We start from the raw sequence: 19,869 nt of genomic DNA on the forward strand, positions 1-19,869 counted from the left end.
TAATGCCTGAGTACCTGGCTTTGAACCCTTGTGGGACCGAGCTTGCTCGCGATGGCGGTGTACCGGCCAACATCGATGTCGGCAGATTTGACGCTGCCGCGAGCAAGCGCGCTCCCACAGGCTTCTTGTGTGCTCAGAAGCACTGAGTTTCAGGCCAGCTTCGCCAGGCACGCCTCCAGAATATCCAGCCCCTCTTCCAGCACTGCCGGCTCGGTCGTCAACGGCGCCAGCAGCCGCACGATGTGTCGCGACTTGCCACTGGGCATCAACAGCAGGCCCGATTCCCGTGCCAGGGCCAGTAGTTGCGTCAATTGTGCCGAAGCCGGGGTGCCGTCGGACTGGCTCAGCTCGATGCCGCGCATTGCGCCGACGCCGGTCAGGCGACCCAGGTAAGGGCTTAGCCCGCGGCTGCGCCAGGATTCGTAGCGGCTGACGATCGCCTCTTCCTGTTGCACGCCCCAGGCGTGCAGGTTGGCGTCGGTCATTTCGTCCAGGGTCGCCAGTGCGGCGGCGCAGGCGATGGGGTTACCCGAGTAGGTACCGCCCAGGCCACCCTTGGGTAGGTTGTCCAGCAACGCTTTGCGGCCTACCACCGCACCGAGGGGCACGCCACCGGCAATACTTTTTCCCAGCAGGATCAGGTCGGGTTCGATGCCCAATCGGGAGAAGGCAAAGCGCTGGCCGGTACGCCCGAATCCGGACTGGATTTCATCGATGATCAGCACGATGCCCTTGTCGTCGCAGAACTGGCGCAGGGCCTGGGCGAAGGATACGTCCAGCGCGAGGAAGCCGGCTTCGCCCTGGACCGGTTCGACAATGAAACAGGCCACGTCGTTGACATCGATCTCGACGCTGAACAACCGCTCCATGGCCTTCAAGGCGTCGGCACAGGACACGCCGTTGTCCGGGCTGGGGTAGGGCAAGTGATACACCGGCCCGGGCAGCACACCGACTTTCTGTTTGTAAGGCGCGACCTTGCCGTTGAGGTTGAGGGTCGCCAGGGTGCGACCGTGAAAGGCGCCGTCAAACGCGATCACGGCGGTACGGCCCGTGGCGCCCCGCACGATCTTCAGGGCGTTCTCCGCCGCCTCGGCGCCGCTGTTGGTGAGCATGCCGCTGACCGGGTAATCCACCGGCATGAACGCCGTCAGGCGTTCCATCAATTCGATGTAGGGAACATGGGGCGCGGCATTGAACGCGTAGTGAGTCAGCCGCGTAGCCTGTTCGCGGATCGCCTCGACAATGCGCGGATGACAATGGCCGAGGTTCAACACGCCGATACCGCCTACGAAGTCGATGTAGCGTTTGCCCTCGGTGTCCCAGACCTCGGCGTTCCTGCCGTGGCTGAGGCTGACGGGATGCACGATGGAAATCGATTGGCTGATGGTTTCGCTGCTCATGGATGACGGCCCGGACGAAGGAGAAATTTCCGTTATCTAAGCCGCGAGCAGAGGGGCCCGGCAAACGAAATAAAGTTGCCGGGTCAATCTTAAAAGTCGGGATGTGGCGAGGTGTACTTCAACTCAGGATGCGTGCAACCCTTGTGGCGAGGGGATCTCACCACACAGGTCTCACCACACAGCTAGGATCGATCAGCGCCGTTGCAGCGGCAACTCGTCGAACTTCACACCTGCCAGCCCATGAACCATCAGCGCGCGGATATTGCCGTGATCACTGCCTTCGGGCGTGGCCAGCACCGAGCGGTAATGTTCGCCGAACGCCAGCAGCGCTTCTTCGTCGCTCAATCCTTCGAGCAAGGCCAGGCCCAGGGTCTTGCACGAGCCTTCGTTCTGCCCGGCGGCGTTTTGCACGCCGCCGTTATTGAAGGCGCGGGGCTGGTAATCGTAGCCGGCGGCGATAAAGGCCAGGGTGTCGGCGAAGGCGTGCTCGCCGCTCTTGAGTTGGCTGCGAAAGGTGTTCAGGTCAGGCATCGGGTTTTCCTTTGGCGAACGCCGCTTGCTGTTCGGCGCTGGCTTCTTTCTGGTATTGGGCTTTCCATTCGGCATAGGGCATGCCGTAGACCGTTTCACGGGCCTCGTCGAGGCTCACCTCGATCTGGCGTTCATCGGCGGCGGCCTTGTACCACTTGGAGAGGCAGTTGCGGCAGAAGCCGGCAAGGTTCATCAGGTCGATGTTCTGCACGTCCTTGCGGCTGTCCAGGTGGGCAACCAGCCGACGGAAAGCGGCGGCTTCGAGTTCGAGGCGTTGTTGATCGTTCATGGTGGTCTCTGCGAGGCAGCTTCAAGGGGCGAGCTTCAAGCTGCAAGAGTGGATTTGCGGTGCTCAGGCTCGAAGCTTACAGCTTGAGGCTTGCAGCGGCTACGAAGTAGCCCGGCTTGCTGCAAGGGTAATCGACACCGACTCGGCGAATCGCAGGGCATGGGGCTTGTCCACTTCGACCTCGGCGTATTGCACCGACTCATTGGCCATGACCAGATCCAGCAGCTCCTGGGTCAGGCGTTCGAGCAGGGCAAAGCGATTGCCTTCCACGTGGGCGATGATCGCCTTGGTGATGGTGCGGTAGTTCAGCGCGTGATCGATGTCGTTGTCGCGAACCGCGTCCTGGGCCGGATACAGGATGGTCAGGTTGATCAACACATCCTGCTTGTTGAGGATCTCCTCCTCGTTGATACCGATGAAGGTGCGCAGGCGCAGGTCCTTGACCCGGATGCGCGCCATGGCTGGCTGAAGTTGTGGCATTTAGTTGCTCCGTCGAATCAATTGCAGGAACTCCTGGCGGGTGGTGCTGGACTCGCGGAAGGCGCCAAGCATCACCGAGGTATTCATGGTCGAGTTCTGTTTTTCGACACCGCGCATCATCATGCACATGTGCTGGGCTTCGATCACCACTGCCACGCCGGCGGCCTGGGTGACCTGCTGCACCGCGTCGGCGATCTGCCGGGTGAGGTTCTCCTGGATCTGCAGGCGACGGGCGAACATGTCCACCAACCGGGCGATCTTCGACAGCCCCAGGACCTTGCCCGTAGGAATATAAGCCACATGGGCCTTGCCGATGAAGGGCAGCAGGTGATGTTCGCACAAGGAATAGAGCTCGATGTCGGCGACGATCACCATCTCATCGTTGTCCGAGGCGAACAGCGCGCCGTTGACGATCTGCTCCACGCTCTGCTCGTAGCCGTGGCAAAGGTACTGCATGGCCTTGGCGGCGCGCAGCGGGGTATCGAGCAAGCCCTCGCGCTCGGGGTTTTCCCCCAGGCCGATGAGGATTTCGCGGTAATGCTGTGGCAGGGATAACGCCATGATGAATCCTCGAAACAGGCTATTTGAGGTGCCGCCCGCCGTTGACGGTCAGGGTCGTGCCGGTGACATAGGGGTTGTCCAGCAGGTAACGCAGGCTCTGGTAGATCACTTCGCTACCGGGCTCGATGCCCAGTGCCGACTTGGCCAGGGCCTTGGCCCGGTACGCCGCGTCGTCTGCGGGGTTGAACAGTAGCAGGGCAGGGGCGATGCCGTTGACCTTGATGGCGGGTGCATATTTCGCCGCGAAGGACAGCGTCAGGCTTTCGAGGCCGGCCTTTGTGGCGCAATAGGCGATGTGCCTGCTGCTGCCCTTGCGTGTCACGTCATCGCTGATGTGCACGATGTCCGCGGGGCTCGAGCGCAGCAGCAGCTGCGCGCAATGCAGGTTGATCAGATAGGGCGCGAGCATGTGTACGCCGAACATCGCGTTGAAGGCTGCCGTTTCGTCGCCGGGTGTTTCGACCAGCCATGCCGAGGCGTTGTGCACGATGGCCCGCAGCCGGTCGGTGTGCTGCTTGAGTTGCTCGATGAAGGCCAGGATCCCCGCCTCATTGGAAAAATCGGCGTATAGCACGGTCGCCCCCCGATCACGCAGCGTCTGTACGCCGGGACGTTCGGTGCGATAGGTGGCGATCACCGCGTGACCTTCGTCCAGCAGTCGCTGGGCGCAATGCAGGCCGACGCGCTGGGCTGCGCCGGTGAGCAGGATCGGAGCGTTGGCACTGGGCATGGGGCGGCTCGGTTCACGGCAGGAGCAAAACTATAACAGCGGTCGGCGACCTGTACCTACGAGCCCGTCATAAAGGGACACAACAACTGCGCATATCGATACGGTTTGTAGTTGTCATCATACGACTTAGAAGGGGTAAGATAGGATCCAATTCGCCAATGGGAATTCTTCCGAGATGAGCGTAATCACCGACGATAAGTTCGTATTCCAGGCATCAGGCGCCATGGAACGGGAAGATCTGTTTCCCATTCGCGAAGTATCCCGCCTCACCGGCGTGAACCCAGTGACGCTGCGCGCCTGGGAACGCCGCTACGGTCTGATCCAGCCCACGCGCACTGACAGCGGTCATCGCTTGTACTCCCTGGGGGATATCGAGAAGGTCCGCAGCATCCTGGCCTGGATCGAACGGGGGGTGGCGGTCAGCAAGGTGAGCAAGATCCTGGCCAGAACCGATTCGGTGAAATCGGTTTCCCCGTTGATTCCATCCAGTCGGGTCAGGAGCGACTACGCCCAATGGCAACAGCAAGTGGCCGATGCAATCGGCGACTTTGACGACATGGGGCTGGACCGCATCTATGGGCAGATATTTTCCAGCTACGCGGTGCCCATCGTATTCCAGAACATATTGATGCCACTGTGGCGGCAGCTGTTGCAGCGCCAGCAGGAGTTCGGCCAGACCAGCGAATGGCTGTTCTACGACGGTTTCCTGCGTTCGCGTGTCGCACAACGGCTCTTGCTCAAGCGTGATTCACCCTCGCGACGTCTGTTGGTCACTGCCATCGCCGGCCAATGCCGCGAACTGGAGCTATTGGTCACGGCGTTGTTCCTGTCGAAGGCGGACGTGGGCATCAGGCTGTTGACGGTGGGCCAGCCGTTCGATGAGTTGACCCTGGTGTGCCAGAAGGTGAAACCGGTGGCGCTGGTACTGATGTCCAACCATGCCCCTGGGGCTGAATTGCCCAAGCGCCTGAACAAACTGGCGATGAGCCTGGATTGCCCCTTGATGCTGGCGGGTGACGCTTCCGATTTGATGCAGGATTGCCTGGCGGGATCGTCGATCGGCTGCCTGGGCAATGAAGGGACGGTGATGAGCCAGCGCTTGCGTCAGTTGCTGGCGGGAAGCCTGGACACCTGAAGCCGGACGATCGCCTGGGCTTGTGCGAGAAATCGTGCAGACACAGGCAGGGCCTGGGCTCTGTAAGCAGCATGAGCGAGTATCAAGGCTTTTCGTGGCCTACAGATGCATCGCCGGATGGGTCAGCCGATGTTGTTGAAGGATGTACTGACGCAGGCGCTCGGTCTCGTCCTCGTCATTCTGGCTCAGATGGTAGGCATACAGGCCCCGATCGGTTTCCCGTTCGAAGGCGCCGCGCAACGAAATCCTCTCGTACCCTGACGGGCTGAACCACAAGGCGAACTGCTTGGGGGGCTTGATGCGGCTGCGGTTTTCCAGCAGCACGCCCTTGCAGGATACCTCGTGAACCCACAAAGGCCCTGGCTGGCCCTTGGCGTTCTCCAGGGCCACCGGTTCTTCGAGGGCCAAGCGCCAGGGACGCACCTTGGGCCCGTCCTCGTAGATGCTCGGTACGCCCAGGCGCAGGTGCATCGCGTGAAATTCGTCTTCCACCAGGTGCAGCGGGAACGTCATCTGCTGATTTTCGAAACTGGCTTGCAGCGTGACCTGCTCGTTCGCCGCCAGGCGCGTCAGCAGGTCACGGATCTGCGACCCGCCATTGACCAGCAGGCTCGACGTGACATCCCGCTCGTTCAATTGCGGGTTGTGCTGCATTGTCCGGATGAAATCCAGCTCATCCTGGGTCAGAAGGGCGTCGCGCTGCATGGTGTGCTCGAGATGATTTCTTACGTGTTCACTGGTGATTGTAGTGACTGACCGTTAATTCGCCGTTTTGTTTGTGCCATTCGTCGCTTCAAGACGAGCAATCGTGGCCCGGGCGTCCGCCAGTTCCTTTTCCAGCTGCGCGATGCGGTTCTGTGCCCTGACCTGGACCGTCACGTCTTTCTGCACGCCCACGAAGTACGTGTGGCCGTCAGCTGCGTTCTTAACCGTCGACAGTGACAATTCGTTCCAGAACGGCGTGCCATCCTTGCGATAGTTGCGCAGCACTTCCCGGCAGGCACCGCCCTGCTTCAACGTCTCGCGTATGTGCTCGAGCGAGGGCTGGTCGCGATCGCCCGATTGCAGGAAACGACAGTCCTGATAGAGGATCTCGTCCCGGCTATAGCCGGTCAGCCGCTCGAAGGCCGGGTTCACATAGATGAGGATGTTGTCCTCGTCGCCTTCCTTTTCGGCGATGACGATTCCGTCGTTGGAAGCGTTTATCACCAGTTGCATCAGCTGCGCATTGATCATGGACCGCTTCCTTTTCAAATCCCTGTAAATACAGCATTTTAGAAGAATCTGCAGGGCTGTCCACTGGCCATCACTGGTTGTTGGGAGCCAATCGCAAACTGGCGGCTCTGCCTGCTACTATCCCGAGTCTTTTATTCAGGTTCAGGACCAGATAGATGAAAATCGCCATCCTTTGCGGTTCGGTATACGGCACCGCCGAAGAAGTCGCCCACCATGCCGCCACCCTGCTCGGCGAGGCCGGTTTCGAAACCCTGTGCAACCCCCGGGCGACCCTGGCGGACATCCAGGCATTCGCCCCGCAAGCCTTGCTGGCCGTGACGTCCACCACCGGCATGGGAGAACTGCCGGATAACCTGATGCCCTTGTATTCGGCCATTCGCGACCAGTTGCCCGCCTTCTTTCGCGGTTTGCCAGGTGCCGTGATCGGCCTGGGAGATGCCAGCTACGGCGACACTTTCTGCGGCGGTGGCGAGCAGATGCGCGAATTGTTCGCCGAACTTGGGGTGGCCGAGGTGCTGCCTATGCTGCGCCTGGATGCCAGCGAAAGCGTCACGCCGGAAACCGATGCGCAGCCTTGGCTGGGAGAGTTGATCGAGGCCCTGCGTCGTTGATCGAGCGGGCGTCGGCGCAACGGGCGGCGTGACCCGCTCGGTCATTAAGCTGGCTGCCAAGGCAACTGGCGCCCTCGCCAGGGCTGACTAGACTCATCCTCTTGTGCACGGCGTGCCGTTGCACCTTATAACGATAAGCCAGAGGTCAGAGCCGTGAGCGTAGCGCCCATCCAATCGACACTCAGCATCAAGGACCAGGTCAGCACCGCCGAATGGCAAACCCGCGTCGATCTTGCCGCCTGTTACCGACTGGTGGCGTTGCATGGCTGGGATGACCTGATCTTCACGCATATCTCCGCCAAGATTCCCGGCACCGAGGACTTCCTGATCAACCCGTTCGGGATGATGTTCCACGAGATCACCGCGTCCAGCCTGGTCAAGGTCGATCAGGCCGGCAACAAGCTCATGGACAGCCCCTACGAGATCAATCCGGCCGGCTACACCATTCACAGCGCAGTGCACGAAGTGCGCCACGATGTAGCCTGTGTGTTGCATACCCACACCGCTGCCGGCGTCGCCGTATCGGCCCAGAAGCAAGGGGTGCTGCCCATCAGCCAGCAATCCCTGTTCGTGCTGTCGAGCCTGGCCTGTCACCCTTATGAGGGCGTTGCCCTCAATCACGAAGAGAAGGCCCGTCTGCAGGCAGACCTGGGCGACAGCAACTTCCTGTTGCTGCACAACCATGGACTGCTGACCTGCGGCGGGACTATCGCCGATACCTTCCTGATGATGTTCACCTTTCAGCGGGCCTGTGAGATCCAGGTACTGGCACAAAATGGCGGGGTCGAGCTGATTGCCATCGATACGCCGATACTGGCCGGTGCCAAGGCGATGATCGCCGCAGTCACCAGGAGTGCCCAGGGCATGGGGGGCGCGCTGGCGTGGCCGGCGTTGCTGCGCAAGCTCGATCAACAAGACCAGGGTTATAGAAGCTGATGCCTATGGTGCAGGTTCCCCTGCGCATCTGGCGCCAGCGCGGCCAGACCTTCATGTTCCGGGGGCATGCCATCCGGTACTGGGCGGCGGGGCACGGTGAACCGTTGCTGCTGATCCACGGGTTCCCCACCGCCAGTTGGGATTGGCACTACCTGTGGCAACCCCTGGCCCAGCGCTATCGGGTGATTGCCTGCGACATGCTCGGGTTTGGTGATTCCGCCAAGCCGGTGGATCACATCTACAGCCTGCTGGAGCAGGCCGATCTGCAGCAGGCGCTGTTGGAGCACCTGAATGTCAGGCAAGCGGTTCACCTGTTGGCCCACGATTATGGGGACAGCGTGGCCCAGGAACTGATCGCTCGTCATTGCGAGGCACGTATCGACATCGCCAGTTGCGTGTTCCTCAACGGCGGCCTGTTTCCGGAGACCCATCGTCCGGTGCTGGTGCAAAGGTTGTTGCTCGGTCCTTTGGGCTGGCTGGTGGCCCGGGCCTTTTCCCGCGAGGGCCTGGCCAAGAGTTTTCGGCGGATCTTCGGGCCATGGACCGGCCCCAGCGAAAGCGAACTGGACGATTACTGGAGCCTGGTGCACAGCAACGGCGGCCCACGGATCATGCACAAACTCATCCGCTACATTCCCGAACGCCGTGTGCAGCGCGATCGCTGGGTGCACGCGATGCAGCGCGGCGAAGTGCCCATGCGGGTCATCGATGGTGGGTTCGATCCGATTTCCGGTGCGCACATGGTGGCGCGCTACGAGGCGCTGATTCCCAATGCGGATACGGTGCTGCTGCCCGACATCGGCCACTATCCGCAGGCGGAGGCACCGGTGCAGGTGCTCAAGCATTACCTGGCGTTCCGTGCGGGCATCCCTGGGCCGGTGCGGCAGGTGGTGTACTCGTGACGCCTGTTGCCTTGGGATCGGGTTGAGCCAGGCTCGGATTCGCGTCCTGTCATGCGCCAACGCATCATCCCCTCGCCTTATCGCCCACCATTCACTCTCAGCCGTGTTGATTGTGGATCATGCTCCCTGTGCCCGACACTCGGGCTTTGCAATCCATTCGGCCTGCTGGAGTTCTGCCCATGAGTGAATCTGTGCGCTTCGAAGATAAAGTGGTGATCGTCACCGGAGCTGGCGGTGGCCTGGGGCGGGCCCATGCCCTGCTGTTCGCCAGGCAAGGCGCCCGGGTAGTGGTCAACGATCTTGGTGGTTCCGCCCAGGGCGAGGGGGCCAACGCCTCGGCGGCGGATCGGGTGGTGGCTGAGATTCGCGAGGCCGGCGGTATTGCCGAGGCAAACCACGACTCGGTCACTGATGGCGACAAACTGGTACAGAATGCCCTCGACGTGTTCGGCCGGGTCGATGTGGTGGTGAACAACGCCGGTATCCTGCGGGACAAGACCTTCCACAAGATGGACGATGCCGATTGGGACCTGGTCTATCGCGTCCATGTCGAGGGCGCCTACAAAGTCACCCGTGCCGCATGGCCGCACCTGCGCGAGCAGAATTATGGCCGGGTGATCTTCACGGCCTCGACCTCGGGGATCTATGGCAATTTCGGCCAGTCCAACTACGGCATGGCCAAGCTCGGCCTGTATGGCCTGACCCGCACTTTGGCCATTGAAGGTCGCAAGAACAACATCCTGGTCAATGCCATCGCGCCTACTGGCGGCACCCGCATGACCGAAGGCCTGATGCCGCCGCAGGTGTTCGAACAGCTCAAGCCCGAACTGGTCAGCCCGCTGGTGGTGTACCTGGCCAGCGAAGCCTGCCAGGAAACTTCCGGGTTGTTCGAGGTGGGCGGCGGCTGGATGGGCAAGGTGCGCTGGGAACGCAGCCTCGGTGCCGGATTCGATCCGAACAAGGGTTTTTCCCCCGAAGACGTCGCCGCCCATTGGCAGCAGATCTGTGATTTCAAGGACGCAGTCCACCCGAACGACAACCTGGAAGCATTGAAGGAGATGATGGCGAATCTGCAACGCTACGCCGTTTGACTCGCCGCCAGACCGGTTGCCGTCGATGACGGCAACGTCGGTCACGGACAATACTTCTTCACCAGTGCCGCCAGGTTCGCGGCGGTCTCGATGTCCATCACACCGTCATACCGGGCCGGGCGAAAGTGAAGCTGGAAGGCGCGCACCAGGCGCTGGAAGCCCATACTGGTCGTGGCAGCCGAAGTGTCATAGCCATATTTCTTGAACAGCCCGAGCAATTGTTCGCGGGTAGGCAAGCCGGCGCATTCGTAGGCGTGCATGCAGGCCCTTTGGGTGGACTCATCGAACCAGGCACCGATGCCCTTGGCGTATAGCGCCTGCCACGGGAACATCGGGCCGGGATCGCTTTTCCTGCCGGCGGCGATGTCCGAATGCCCCACCACGTTGACCGGGCTGATGTCCGGATAGCGCTGGAGCAGGTTCGAGGCCAGGTATTGGATTGCCTCGATTTGCCGGGGGTCATAAGGAGGAAAGGTGAATTGTCCCTGGTTATCCGTGGCGAGATTGACGATTTCGACGCCAATCGAAGTGTCGTTCAGGTTATTCCTGCCTCCCCAGCTGCTCACCCCTGCGTGCCAGGCGCGCTGGTTCTCGTCCACCAGGTTGAAGATCTGCGGCTCATTGAACCCAGCCTTCAGATAACTCGGGTCGTTGAAATCCGGAATCAGGTAATGAGCGCTGACCGAGGCGCCGGTCAATGTATTGACAGAGGACGAAAAGTTGGCGGCGGTATAGTGAAAGACGAGGAAACGAACCCGATTGTTATAGCCATATCTTGATCGGTAACTTGTGGAGTTGATCGCGTACATAAGAAACTCACTGATAACTGAAGAAGGTCGATGCAACAGGCTTCGACGTAAATCAGGCTAACAATGACTGTGGGTTCGGCATGTAGTGAAGGTCTTGGTTTCGTGTGGGAATTGGCGTCTGGTCTTCAGGGCGTTAGAGGTACGGCAGTTGCCGCTCTTAACTGGTGTCACCGGTAAGGTATTCAGGCTTGCTTGTGCCCTGTTTCTATTTTGCCGCTGCTTCCGGTCTACGTTGGTTTAAGAGTCCCTGGGTGTTCTTCCCATGCATATATCGGATGCCGGTATATCAGTGATATGGCGGTATGTTGAGCACTTGTCATCGTTCATTGCAATTGACGTAGTTGTACTCAATGGAAATGAAAGAAAGCAATGCGCTGGAGCAGGTGGCCGGGCTGTTGGATATTTCCGATATTGATGTAAGCGTCGAGAATTTCATCTGGGAATAAACCAAATAAAAAAGGCCGCTGCAAAAAGCAGCGGCCTGAAGATGACGTTGCAAAGGAGCTACAAATCAACGTCGCAAGCACGGGATGATGAACCGATGACGCCAGTCCATCCGAATGACGGTGCGCCAGGCGTGAGGGATGCCGTGGCGGCTGCTGGCAGGCCCGTTACCCTGCAAGCCCGGCCAGCATAAGGATCGACCGCGTCGGGAAACAGCCCGGATCCGGACATGCACTGTTGCAGTGCGCGCAACAGTGTCATGGCCGCGATGGATATGCGTGGCGTTGATGATGGGTCATCCAGTCCATCCATGCGTCGTGCAAAGGCCCGTCTCGCAAAGGCTGTAATCCTTTCGAGCGACAGCGCGAATACCTCCTTGGTGCGCTTATCGCCCGCTCCGGGCGGCAGTAGGGTGAAGTCTCTGTCACTCACCGGGGAAGACGCATGACAACAATAACAATGCGCGCCATCTTCAAGCCGCAGGCGCTGGCCGTCGCGGTGGCCTTGGGTTGCTGTGCCCAGGCGCAGGCCGTTTCATTCAACATTGGCGAGATCGAAGGCCAGTTCGACTCCTCGCTGTCCGTTGGCGCGAGCTGGGGCATGCGCGACGCCGACAGGGATCTGGTGGGGACGGTCAACGGTGGCCGGGGGCAATCTTCCACCGGTGACGATGGGCGCTTGAACTTCAAGAAAGGCGAGACCTTTTCGAAGATCTTCAAAGGACTGCACGACCTCGAACTCAAGTACGGCGACACCGGTGTGTTCGTGCGTGGCAAGTACTGGTATGACTTCGAGCTCAAGGATGAGGGCCGCGAGTTCAAGGACATCAGCGACAGCAATCGCAAGGAAGGCGCCAAGTCCTCAGGGGCACAGATTCTCGATGCCTTCGTCTATCACAACTATTCCATCGCCGATCTGCCGGGCACTGTGCGCGCCGGCAAGCAGGTGGTCAGTTGGGGGGAAAGCACCTTCATCGGCAACTCCATCAACAGCATCAACCCGGTGGACGTGTCCGCCTTCCGTCGCCCCGGTGCGGAAATCAAGGAAGGCCTGATTCCGGTGAACATGCTGTTCGCCTCCCAGGGCCTGACCGACAAGCTCACCATCGAAGGTTTCTACCAGTTGGAGTGGGATCAGACCGTGGTGGATAACTGCGGCACGTTCTTCGGCAACGACGTGGTGGCCGATGGTTGCACCAGTGGCTACACCGTGGGCAGTCCGGCGATTGCGCCGTTCGTGCCCCTGACCCAGGCATTCGGCCAGGAGATCCAGGTGTCCAGCGAAGGGGTGATCATTCCCCGTGGCGGCGACCGCGACGCCCGCGACTCCGGCCAGTGGGGCACGGCGTTGCGCTGGCTTGGCGATGATACCGAGTACGGCCTGTACTTCATGAATTACCACAGCCGTACGCCTACCGTCGGGACCACCACGGCGGGGCTTTCGACGCTGGCGGCGTTGCCGGGAATGGTCGCGATCGCCAACGGCCTGGTCCCTGGCAGCGGTGCGGGCCTTGCGCAAAGCGTGATGCTGGGCCGTGGTGGGTACTACCTTGAATACCCGGAAGATATCCGCCTGTACGGCGCCAGTTTCTCCACGACGTTACCCACCGGCACCGCCTGGACCGGCGAGATCAGCTACCGTCCCAACGCACCGGTGCAGGTCAATACCAACGACCTGACCCTGGCCCTGGTCAACCCGATTGCCGGTGGCGCGGCATCGCCCATCGCGACCGCGCCGGGTGCCGACAACACCGGCTACCGGCGCAAGGAAATCACCCAGATCCAGAGCACCATGACGCACTTCTTCGACCAGGTGCTGGGGGCCGATCGGCTGACCCTGGTGGGCGAGGCGGCGGTGGTGCATGTCGGGGGGCTGGAGTCCAAGGACCAGCTGCGTTATGGCCGCGACTCGGTCTACGGCCAGTACGGCTTCAACGGTGACACCGACGGTTTCGTCACCTCGACCTCATGGGGCTACCGCGCGCGGGCCATTCTCGACTATTCCAACGTCGTCGCCGGCGTCAACTTCAAACCCAACCTGTCCTGGTCTCACGACGTGTCAGGCTACGGCCCCAACGGCCTGTTCAACGAGGGCGCGAAGGCTGTCAGCGTTGGCGTCGACGCCGACTACCGCAACACCTACACCGCCAGCCTGAGCTACACCGACTTTTTCGGCGGCGACTACAACGTCCTCGAAGACCGCGACTTCCTCGCCCTGAGCTTCGGCGTGAACTTCTGATCTGGCTGACAAGGAAAACCCAATGCGCAAGATGATTCTGCAATGCGGTGCCCTGGCCCTGAGCCTGCTGGCCGCGAACGTGATGGCGGCGGTTTCGCCGGAGGAAGCGAACAAACTGGGCACCAGCCTGACGCCGGTGGGCGCGGAAAAGGCGGGCAACGCCGATGGCTCGATTCCGGCCTGGACCGGCGGCATTCCCAAGAATGCCGGGGCGGTGGACAGCAAAGGTTTCCTGGCTGATCCGTTTGCCAGTGAAAAACCGCTGTTCACCATCACCGCCGCCACCGTGGACAAATACAAGGACAAGCTTTCCGAAGGCCAGGTCGCGATGTTCAAGCGCTACCCGGAAACCTACCGGATCCCGGTCTATCCGACCCATCGCAGTGTGTCACTGCCCCCCGAGATCTACGAGTCGATCAAGCGCAGCGCGCTCAACGTCACGGCGATCAACGATGGCAACGGCCTGTCCAATTTCACCGGTAACCGCTACTACGCGTTCCCGATTCCCAAGAACGGCGTGGAGGTGCTGTGGAACCACGTCACTCGTTACCACGGTGGCAACCTGCGGCGCATCATCACCCAGGCCACGCCGCAGACCAACGGCAGTTTCACGCCGATCCGCTTCGAAGAAGAAATTGCCGTGCCGTTCCTGATCAAGGACGCCGATCCAGAAAAGGCCAGCAACGTGCTCACCTACTTCAAGCAGGAGGTCACCGCTCCGGCGCGTCTGGCCGGCAACGTACTGCTGGTGCATGAAACCCTCGACCAGGTGAAGGAACCACGCCTGGCCTGGATCTACAACGCTGGCCAGCGGCGTGTACGCCGCGCGCCTCAGGTGGCCTACGACGGTCCGGGCACTGCCGCCGACGGGTTGCGTACCTCCGACAACTTCGACCTGTTTTCCGGCGCACCGGATCGCTACGACTGGAAGCTGGTGGGCAAGAAGGAAATGTACATCCCGTACAACAGTTACAAGCTCGACTCGCCCAACCTCAAGTACGACGACGTGATCAAGGCCGGTCACATCAACCAGGACCTGACCCGCTACGAGTTGCATCGCGTCTGGGAAGTGATCGGCACGGTCAAGCCCAACGAGCGTCATATCTATGCCAAGCGCCACATGTACATCGACGAGGACAGTTGGCAGGCCGCGCTGGTGGACCACTACGACGGTCGTGGGCAACTGTGGCGCGTGGCCGAAGGGCATGCCCAGTTCTATTACGATCACCAGAACCCGGGCTACACCCTCGAGGCACTCTACGACCTCATCGCCGGCCGCTATATCGCCCTGGGCATGAAGAACGAGGAGAAGCACAGCTACGTGTATGGTTTCGAGGCCCGTGCGGCCGACTACACCCCGGCGGCGCTGCGGTCGAGTGGGGTTCGGTAACACCCACTGCCGTCGCTACGAAAAAAGAGACCGATCGGTCTCTTTTTTTATGGGCTGCGATCAGCGCGCTGAATACTTCTCCAAAGGTGGGTGACACAGGGCTAGGGTGGAGGGAGAACAATAAAAAGGACCTGCCCGCATGACCGCCATGTCCCCGTGCCCGGACCGTCCTGGATTGCTGCCTCGCCTGTCTTCGACGCATGTGCCGCGCAGGTCCCTGAGCGAGCCCCTGCTGGCCTCGGGGGCTCGGGTGAAGTTGCTGTGCGCGCCCGCGGGCAGCGGCAAGAGCGCCTTGTTCGCCGAGTGTTTCCTGCAAGCCCCCAAAGATTGTCGAGTGCACTGGTTGCCCCTGGCAGGCAGCGTGTTGGATGCGACGCAGATGTGCGAGCGCCTGGCCCAGGCCCTGGGCCTGCCGATGATGGACGAGGCGGGGCTGCTGAATCATCTGGCCCGCCTGCAAACCCCCACCTGGCTGTTCCTGGATGATTACTGCCGGGTGTCGAACCCCGGCCTGGACCACTGGCTCGACCGTCTGCTCAATGCCAGCAGCCCGCTGCTGCATCTGTGGCTCAACGGCCGTCGGCGTCCGCATTGCAACTGGACGCGCCTGCTGCTCGAGGACGAGCTGTACGAATTCGATGCCAAGGCGCTGGTCTTCACGCCCGACGATATCCTGCCCTTGCTCGGTCATCTGACCCCGCCCCAGGCAAACCGAACCGCTCGGGAGGTGATACAGCGCAGTGGCGGCTGGTGCGCCGGCGTGCGCATCGCCTTGCTCGAACAGTGCGAATGGGCGCGCCGTCACGCCTCGCCAGGGCGGCCCGGCACCTTGCTGGACTACCTCGAGTACGAGTTGTTCAGCACGTTGACCGCGGACCTGGCCCAGGCGTGGCGCGTGCTGGCGCATCTGCCGCGCTTCAACGCCCGTCTTTGCGAGCATCTGTTCGGTGACACCGTGGGGGCGGAGTGCCTGCCCTTGCTGCTGGAGCTGGGATGCTTCATCGAACCTTGGGAGCAGTCCTCGGACTGGCTGCAGATTTTCCCGCCGCTGGCTCGGCTGGTGCGTGATGAACCCTGGCCCCAGGGACGCTCCTGGCATCGACGGGCGTGCCAGTGGTTCGCCGCCGAACAGGACTGGCAAATGGCGTTCGAGCAGGCCATCCAGGCCGAGGAGTTCGAAGCGGCCATCAGTTTCCTGCGGCACCTGAGTTTCGAGCACGTCTTGCAGCGCGACAATGTACTGCTGTTGCTGGACCTGCATGACCAGCAAGGCGAGGCACTGACCCTGAGCACGCCGCAATCGGTGGGGTTGGTCACTGCCGCGCTGCTGTTCGCCGGACGCTTCGATCAGGCCTCGGCCTGCATCGAGCAACTGACCCGGTTCGCACCGCAACCCCAGGCTTGCCAGCAGCGGCAACTGGTGGCTCGCTGGCAGGTCCTGCGGGGGTGGCTGCTGCATCTGTCGGGCGACGGCGAACAGGCACGCGAGCACTTCCTCCAGGCCCAGGCCGGCCTGGATCCGCAAGCCTGGTCCTTGCAGTTGCTGTGCCTGTCGGGATTGACGCAGCAGGCATTGCTCAAGGGCGAACTGGCCTCGGCCCAGTGGACCAGCCGCCAGGCGCTGTGCCTGGCCCGGGCCCAGGGTTCGCTGGTGTTCGAAGGGTTGCTGGAGCTGGACCATGCCCAGATCCTGGAACAGCGCGGCGCGCCCCATCGAGCCGACGATCTGCTCAGGGCGGTGCAAGTATTGCTGGACAAGCCGGGCCAGGATTTTTCCGCGCTGCTGGGGCGTATCGCCCTGCGTCGTGGACGCCTGGCGTTGCGCATGGGCTTTGACGACCAGGCCGCCGAGCAATTCCAGCGGGGCCTGGACACGGCTTTGCGCTACCAGGATAAACAGGTGCTCTACGGGTTTCTCGGCAAGGCCAGCCTGGCTGTCAACCTGGGGGATTACGGCGCAGCTTTCATGCAACTGCGCGATGCCGAGCGGATCATGCAGCAACGGCACATTCCCGACACGGTCTACCGTGGCGTTTTGCTGCAAACCAGCTGCCAGTTCTGGTTGCAGCAAGGGCGTCCGGAGCTGGCCCATGAAGCCCTTACCAGGGTCCTGCGGCATTTCCATGGGCCCCAGGCCAAGCATGCGCCACCGGCGACCCTGGAGTTGATCCCCAGGCTCGAATACTTGCTGGTGCTCACCGAGGTCTACCTGCAGCGGGCGCAGGAGCCACAGGCACGGCTCAAGGCAATGATCGAGCAGGCTCAGCGCTGTGGCATGCATGGGCTGGAGACCGAGTTGCACCTGGCCCTGGCCGAAGTGGCGTGGCTGTCCGCCGACCATGCCCTGGCGCGTTCGCTCATGGAGGAGGGATTCGAACGCGTCGCCTGCTGGCGAGCGGAACACGCCCTGAGTGAATTGCGCCTGCGCCAGCCCCAGCTATTGCGCTGGGTGCAGGCGGCGGCCCCTATCGAGCCGCCTGCAACCGCGGCCGAAGAGACCTTGTTGAGCCAGCGTGAACTGGAAGTGCTGGGGTTGATCGCACAAGGGCATTCAAACCAGCAGATCGCCGAACAGTTGTTCATCTCGCTGCACACCGTGAAAACCCACGCCCGTCGGATCCACAGCAAACTTGGCGTGCAGCGACGGACTCAAGCGGTGGCGAAAGCCAAGGGCATGGGGGTCATGAGTTAGGACGGCGCGTGGCTTTCTTGCAAGCTTCCGGCGGGACTGCCTCAGGCTCTGTTTGAAAAGTCTGAGACGAGGGTCAGGCAAGGCGAGGAACGGCCGGGGTCGCGCGCGACTTTACTGGAGTGAATGAGCATGGCGATGGGGCTCGCGCACGAGCCGGTTTCAACGCAGCCTCACCGAGTAAGGGCTTTTCAGACAGAGCCTTCGTAGCCCATCCGCCAGCTCACGGCCCGGGTGGCCGCCAACAGCCGTTGCGCCGCCGGGCCGTGTTCGTCGGCATGGAACAGCGATGTCGGGCCAACGATGGTCATGACGGCGGCCACCTGGCCGACAGCGTTGAAGACCGGGGCGGACAAGGCGTCCACGCCCGGCATCAGCAAACCGTGCACATGGTGCAGGCCGCGACTGCGAATCTGCTCGCACAGGCTGGCATAGGCGTGGTCGTCGGCCAGGGCGTGCGCCTGGCTGCTCTTCACTTCCTGCTGGCGCAACTCGATTGTCTCGCGCTCCGGCAGATAGGCGCTGAACACCAGGCCGGTGGATGAACTGAGCAACGGCAGTACCGACCCCAGTTGCGTCACCACGGTCACCGCCCGCACGGCGGGTTCGATCCGCACCACGGTTGCGCCGTGATTGCCCCATACCGCCAGGAAGCAGGTTTCATTGAGGTCGTCCCGCAGCTCTGCCAGGGGCAGGGCGGCCACCTGCAGCACATCCATGCCATTCAACGCTGCGAGGCCCACCCGCAGCGCTTCGCGGCCCAGGCCGTAATGGTTGGTCGCGGCGTTCTGCTCGGCGAAACCGCTGGCGATCAAGGCTTGCAGGTAGCGATGGACCTTGCTCGCCGGCATCTGCACGTGTTCGGCCAGGCGCGACAGGGAGGTGGACGGAGAGAGTTCGGCCAGGGCCTTGAGAATGTCGGTACCGACTTCGGCCGAGCGGACTTTCTGTTTGCCGTTACTGAGCGGGTTTTCCATGGAGGCCTGATCTGGGGGCGAATGGGCGTCTTTATAGCTTGACGGTTGCTATCGGGCAAATTACGTTATGCGTAATTCGATTACGATAAAAATAACAGATGTTCAGGAGGCTCCATGAACCTCGATCCCACGGCATCGGACCTGGCCTATCAATCGGGCTTCGGCAACGAATTTGCCAGTGAAGCACTGCCGGGCGCGTTACCCGTCGGCCAGAATTCCCCGCAGAAAGCCCCATACGGTCTCTACGCCGAGCTGTTCTCCGGCACCGCCTTCACCATGGCTCGCAGCGAAGCGCGACGCACCTGGATGTACCGCATCCGGCCGTCGGCCAATCATCCGGCCTTTACCCGCCTGGAGCGTCAGCTGGCCGGTGGGCCGCTGGGGGACATCACTCCCAATCGCCTGCGCTGGAGCCCGCTGGACATTCCTGCCGAGCCCACCGACTTCATCGACGGGCTGGTGCGCATGGCGGCCAATGCCAGCCAGGACAAACCCGCCGGCATCAGCCTTTATCACTACCGTGCCAACCGCTCCATGGAGCGGGTGTTCTTCAACGCCGACGGTGAATGGCTGGTCGTGCCGCAACTGGGACGACTGCGAATCGCCACCGAACTGGGTGTGCTGGAGCTGGCTCCGCTGGAAATCGCCGTGTTGCCTCGTGGGCTTAAATTCCGGGTCGAATTGCTCGACCCACAGGCCCGGGGCTACCTCGCCGAAAACCACGGTGCGCCGCTGCGCCTGCCGGACCTGGGCCCCATCGGCAGCAACGGCCTGGCCAACCCGCGTGATTTCCTGGCGCCGGTGGCCCATTACGAGAACCTGGCGCAACCCACCACCCTGGTACAGAAATTCCTCGGTGAGTTGTGGGCGTGCGAACTGGATCACTCGCCCCTGGATGTGGTGGCCTGGCATGGCAACAACGTGCCGTACAAATATGACCTGCGACGCTTCAACACCATCGGCACGGTCAGCTTCGATCACCCGGATCCTTCCATCTTCACCGTTTTGACGTCGCCGACCAGTGTCCACGGCCTGGCCAACCTCGACTTCGTGATCTTCCCGCCGCGTTGGATGGTGGCGGAAAAGACCTTCCGTCCGCCGTGGTTCCACCGCAACCTGATGAACGAGTTCATGGGCTTGATCCAGGGCGCCTACGATGCCAAGGCCGAAGGTTTCCTGCCGGGTGGCGCCTCGTTGCATAGCTGTATGAGCGCCCATGGCCCGGATGGCGAGACCTGCACCAAGGCGATCAATGCCACGCTCGAGCCGACGAAGATCGACAACACCATGGCCTTCATGTTCGAGACCAGCCAGGTGCTGCGCCCGAGCCGGTTCGCCCTGGACTGCCCGCAACTGCAAACCGACTACGATGCCTGCTGGGCCTCGCTGCCCGTCACGTTCGACCCGACCCGGAGATAAC

19 protein-coding genes are annotated in these 19,869 nt (G+C 61.7%); 9 read left to right on the forward strand and 10 right to left on the reverse strand.

The genetic code is table 11. The features are described from left to right. Positions 1–149 precede the first annotated feature (149 nt). The 6 genes from BLP99_RS08630 to folM all read right to left on the reverse strand — a co-directional run bounded on the left by BLP99_RS08630 (position 150) and on the right by folM (position 3,991). On the reverse strand, positions 150–1,400 hold the full coding sequence (locus BLP99_RS08630) for a 2-aminoadipate transaminase (RefSeq protein WP_092180164.1): 1,251 nt from the start codon (positions 1,398–1,400) through the stop codon (positions 150–152). A gap of 192 nt (positions 1,401–1,592) precedes the next feature. After that, the gene (locus BLP99_RS08635) at positions 1,593–1,931 is read right to left on the reverse strand and encodes a HopJ type III effector protein (protein WP_072388324.1); all 339 of its coding nucleotides are present in this window, start codon (positions 1,929–1,931) and stop codon (positions 1,593–1,595) included. Continuing rightward, entirely contained in the window at positions 1,924–2,220 is a 297-nt protein-coding gene (locus BLP99_RS08640) for a DUF1244 domain-containing protein (protein ID WP_072388322.1), read from the reverse strand. Before BLP99_RS08640 ends, BLP99_RS08635 begins: the two co-directional genes overlap by 8 nt. Before the next feature lie 99 nt (positions 2,221–2,319). After that, positions 2,320–2,700, reverse strand: coding sequence for a dihydroneopterin triphosphate 2'-epimerase (gene folX, locus BLP99_RS08645; protein ID WP_072388320.1), 381 nt, complete (start codon positions 2,698–2,700; stop codon positions 2,320–2,322). Continuing rightward, positions 2,701–3,261, reverse strand: coding sequence for a GTP cyclohydrolase I FolE (folE, locus tag BLP99_RS08650; protein WP_072388318.1), 561 nt, complete (start codon positions 3,259–3,261; stop codon positions 2,701–2,703). 19 nt (positions 3,262–3,280) lie between these two features. Further along, on the reverse strand, positions 3,281–3,991 hold the full coding sequence (gene folM / locus BLP99_RS08655; protein WP_072430775.1) for a dihydromonapterin reductase: 711 nt from the start codon (positions 3,989–3,991) through the stop codon (positions 3,281–3,283). Between the two features lie 175 nt (positions 3,992–4,166). Between folM and BLP99_RS08660 the strand changes: the two genes are divergently transcribed. Continuing rightward, a complete protein-coding gene (locus BLP99_RS08660) occupies positions 4,167–5,126 on the forward strand; it encodes a MerR family transcriptional regulator (protein ID WP_072388314.1) in 960 nt (319 codons plus the stop codon). 99 nt (positions 5,127–5,225) lie between these two features. On the opposite strand, the gene BLP99_RS08665 is transcribed toward BLP99_RS08660, so the two are convergent. Further along, complete coding sequence (locus tag BLP99_RS08665; protein ID WP_072430776.1) at positions 5,226–5,831, reverse strand: hypothetical protein; 606 nt, start codon at positions 5,829–5,831, stop codon at positions 5,226–5,228. 54 nt (positions 5,832–5,885) lie between these two features. After that, on the reverse strand, positions 5,886–6,362 hold the full coding sequence (locus BLP99_RS08670; RefSeq protein ID WP_072388310.1) for a PAS domain-containing protein: 477 nt from the start codon (positions 6,360–6,362) through the stop codon (positions 5,886–5,888). 155 nt (positions 6,363–6,517) lie between these two features. On the opposite strand from BLP99_RS08670, the gene BLP99_RS08675 reads away from it, so the two are divergent. The 4 genes from BLP99_RS08675 to BLP99_RS08690 all read left to right on the forward strand — a co-directional run bounded on the left by BLP99_RS08675 (position 6,518) and on the right by BLP99_RS08690 (position 9,902). Further along, positions 6,518–6,973, forward strand: a complete 456-nt coding sequence (locus tag BLP99_RS08675) for a flavodoxin (protein WP_072388308.1) — start codon at positions 6,518–6,520, stop codon at positions 6,971–6,973. Between the two features lie 153 nt (positions 6,974–7,126). Further along, on the forward strand, positions 7,127–7,909 hold the full coding sequence (locus tag BLP99_RS08680; protein WP_072430777.1) for a class II aldolase/adducin family protein: 783 nt from the start codon (positions 7,127–7,129) through the stop codon (positions 7,907–7,909). Then, entirely contained in the window at positions 7,909–8,811 is a 903-nt protein-coding gene (locus BLP99_RS08685) for an alpha/beta fold hydrolase (protein ID WP_072388303.1), read from the forward strand. The genes BLP99_RS08680 and BLP99_RS08685 overlap by 1 nt, the downstream gene beginning before the upstream one ends. 179 nt (positions 8,812–8,990) lie before the next feature. Beyond that, a complete protein-coding gene (locus tag BLP99_RS08690; protein WP_072388301.1) occupies positions 8,991–9,902 on the forward strand; it encodes an SDR family oxidoreductase in 912 nt (303 codons plus the stop codon). 41 nt (positions 9,903–9,943) lie between these two features. Here BLP99_RS08690 and BLP99_RS08695 read toward each other — a convergent pair whose 3' ends face one another. Continuing rightward, complete coding sequence (locus BLP99_RS08695) at positions 9,944–10,711, reverse strand: N-acetylmuramoyl-L-alanine amidase (RefSeq protein WP_072388299.1); 768 nt, start codon at positions 10,709–10,711, stop codon at positions 9,944–9,946. A gap of 888 nt (positions 10,712–11,599) precedes the next feature. On the opposite strand from BLP99_RS08695, the gene BLP99_RS08700 reads away from it, so the two are divergent. The 3 genes from BLP99_RS08700 to BLP99_RS08710 all read left to right on the forward strand — a co-directional run bounded on the left by BLP99_RS08700 (position 11,600) and on the right by BLP99_RS08710 (position 17,475). Continuing rightward, complete coding sequence (locus BLP99_RS08700) at positions 11,600–13,393, forward strand: DUF1302 domain-containing protein (RefSeq protein ID WP_072388297.1); 1,794 nt, start codon at positions 11,600–11,602, stop codon at positions 13,391–13,393. A 22-nt stretch (positions 13,394–13,415) separates the two neighbouring features. Next, positions 13,416–14,783: a DUF1329 domain-containing protein gene (locus BLP99_RS08705; protein WP_072430779.1), complete on the forward strand. Its 1,368-nt coding sequence runs from the start codon at positions 13,416–13,418 to the stop codon at positions 14,781–14,783. A gap of 139 nt (positions 14,784–14,922) precedes the next feature. Next, entirely contained in the window at positions 14,923–17,475 is a 2,553-nt protein-coding gene (locus BLP99_RS08710; RefSeq protein ID WP_072458680.1) for a helix-turn-helix transcriptional regulator, read from the forward strand. Between the two features lie 188 nt (positions 17,476–17,663). Here the strand turns inward: BLP99_RS08710 and BLP99_RS08715 are convergent, their stop codons facing one another. After that, positions 17,664–18,449, reverse strand: coding sequence for an IclR family transcriptional regulator (locus tag BLP99_RS08715; protein WP_072388291.1), 786 nt, complete (start codon positions 18,447–18,449; stop codon positions 17,664–17,666). Between the two features lie 114 nt (positions 18,450–18,563). Between BLP99_RS08715 and hmgA the strand changes: the two genes are divergently transcribed. After that, a complete protein-coding gene (gene hmgA, locus BLP99_RS08720) occupies positions 18,564–19,868 on the forward strand; it encodes a homogentisate 1,2-dioxygenase (RefSeq protein WP_072430781.1) in 1,305 nt (434 codons plus the stop codon). Position 19,869 lies beyond the last annotated feature (1 nt).

Source organism: Pseudomonas sp. NFACC32-1 (assembly GCF_900101215.1).
GTDB lineage: Bacteria > Pseudomonadota > Gammaproteobacteria > Pseudomonadales > Pseudomonadaceae > Aquipseudomonas.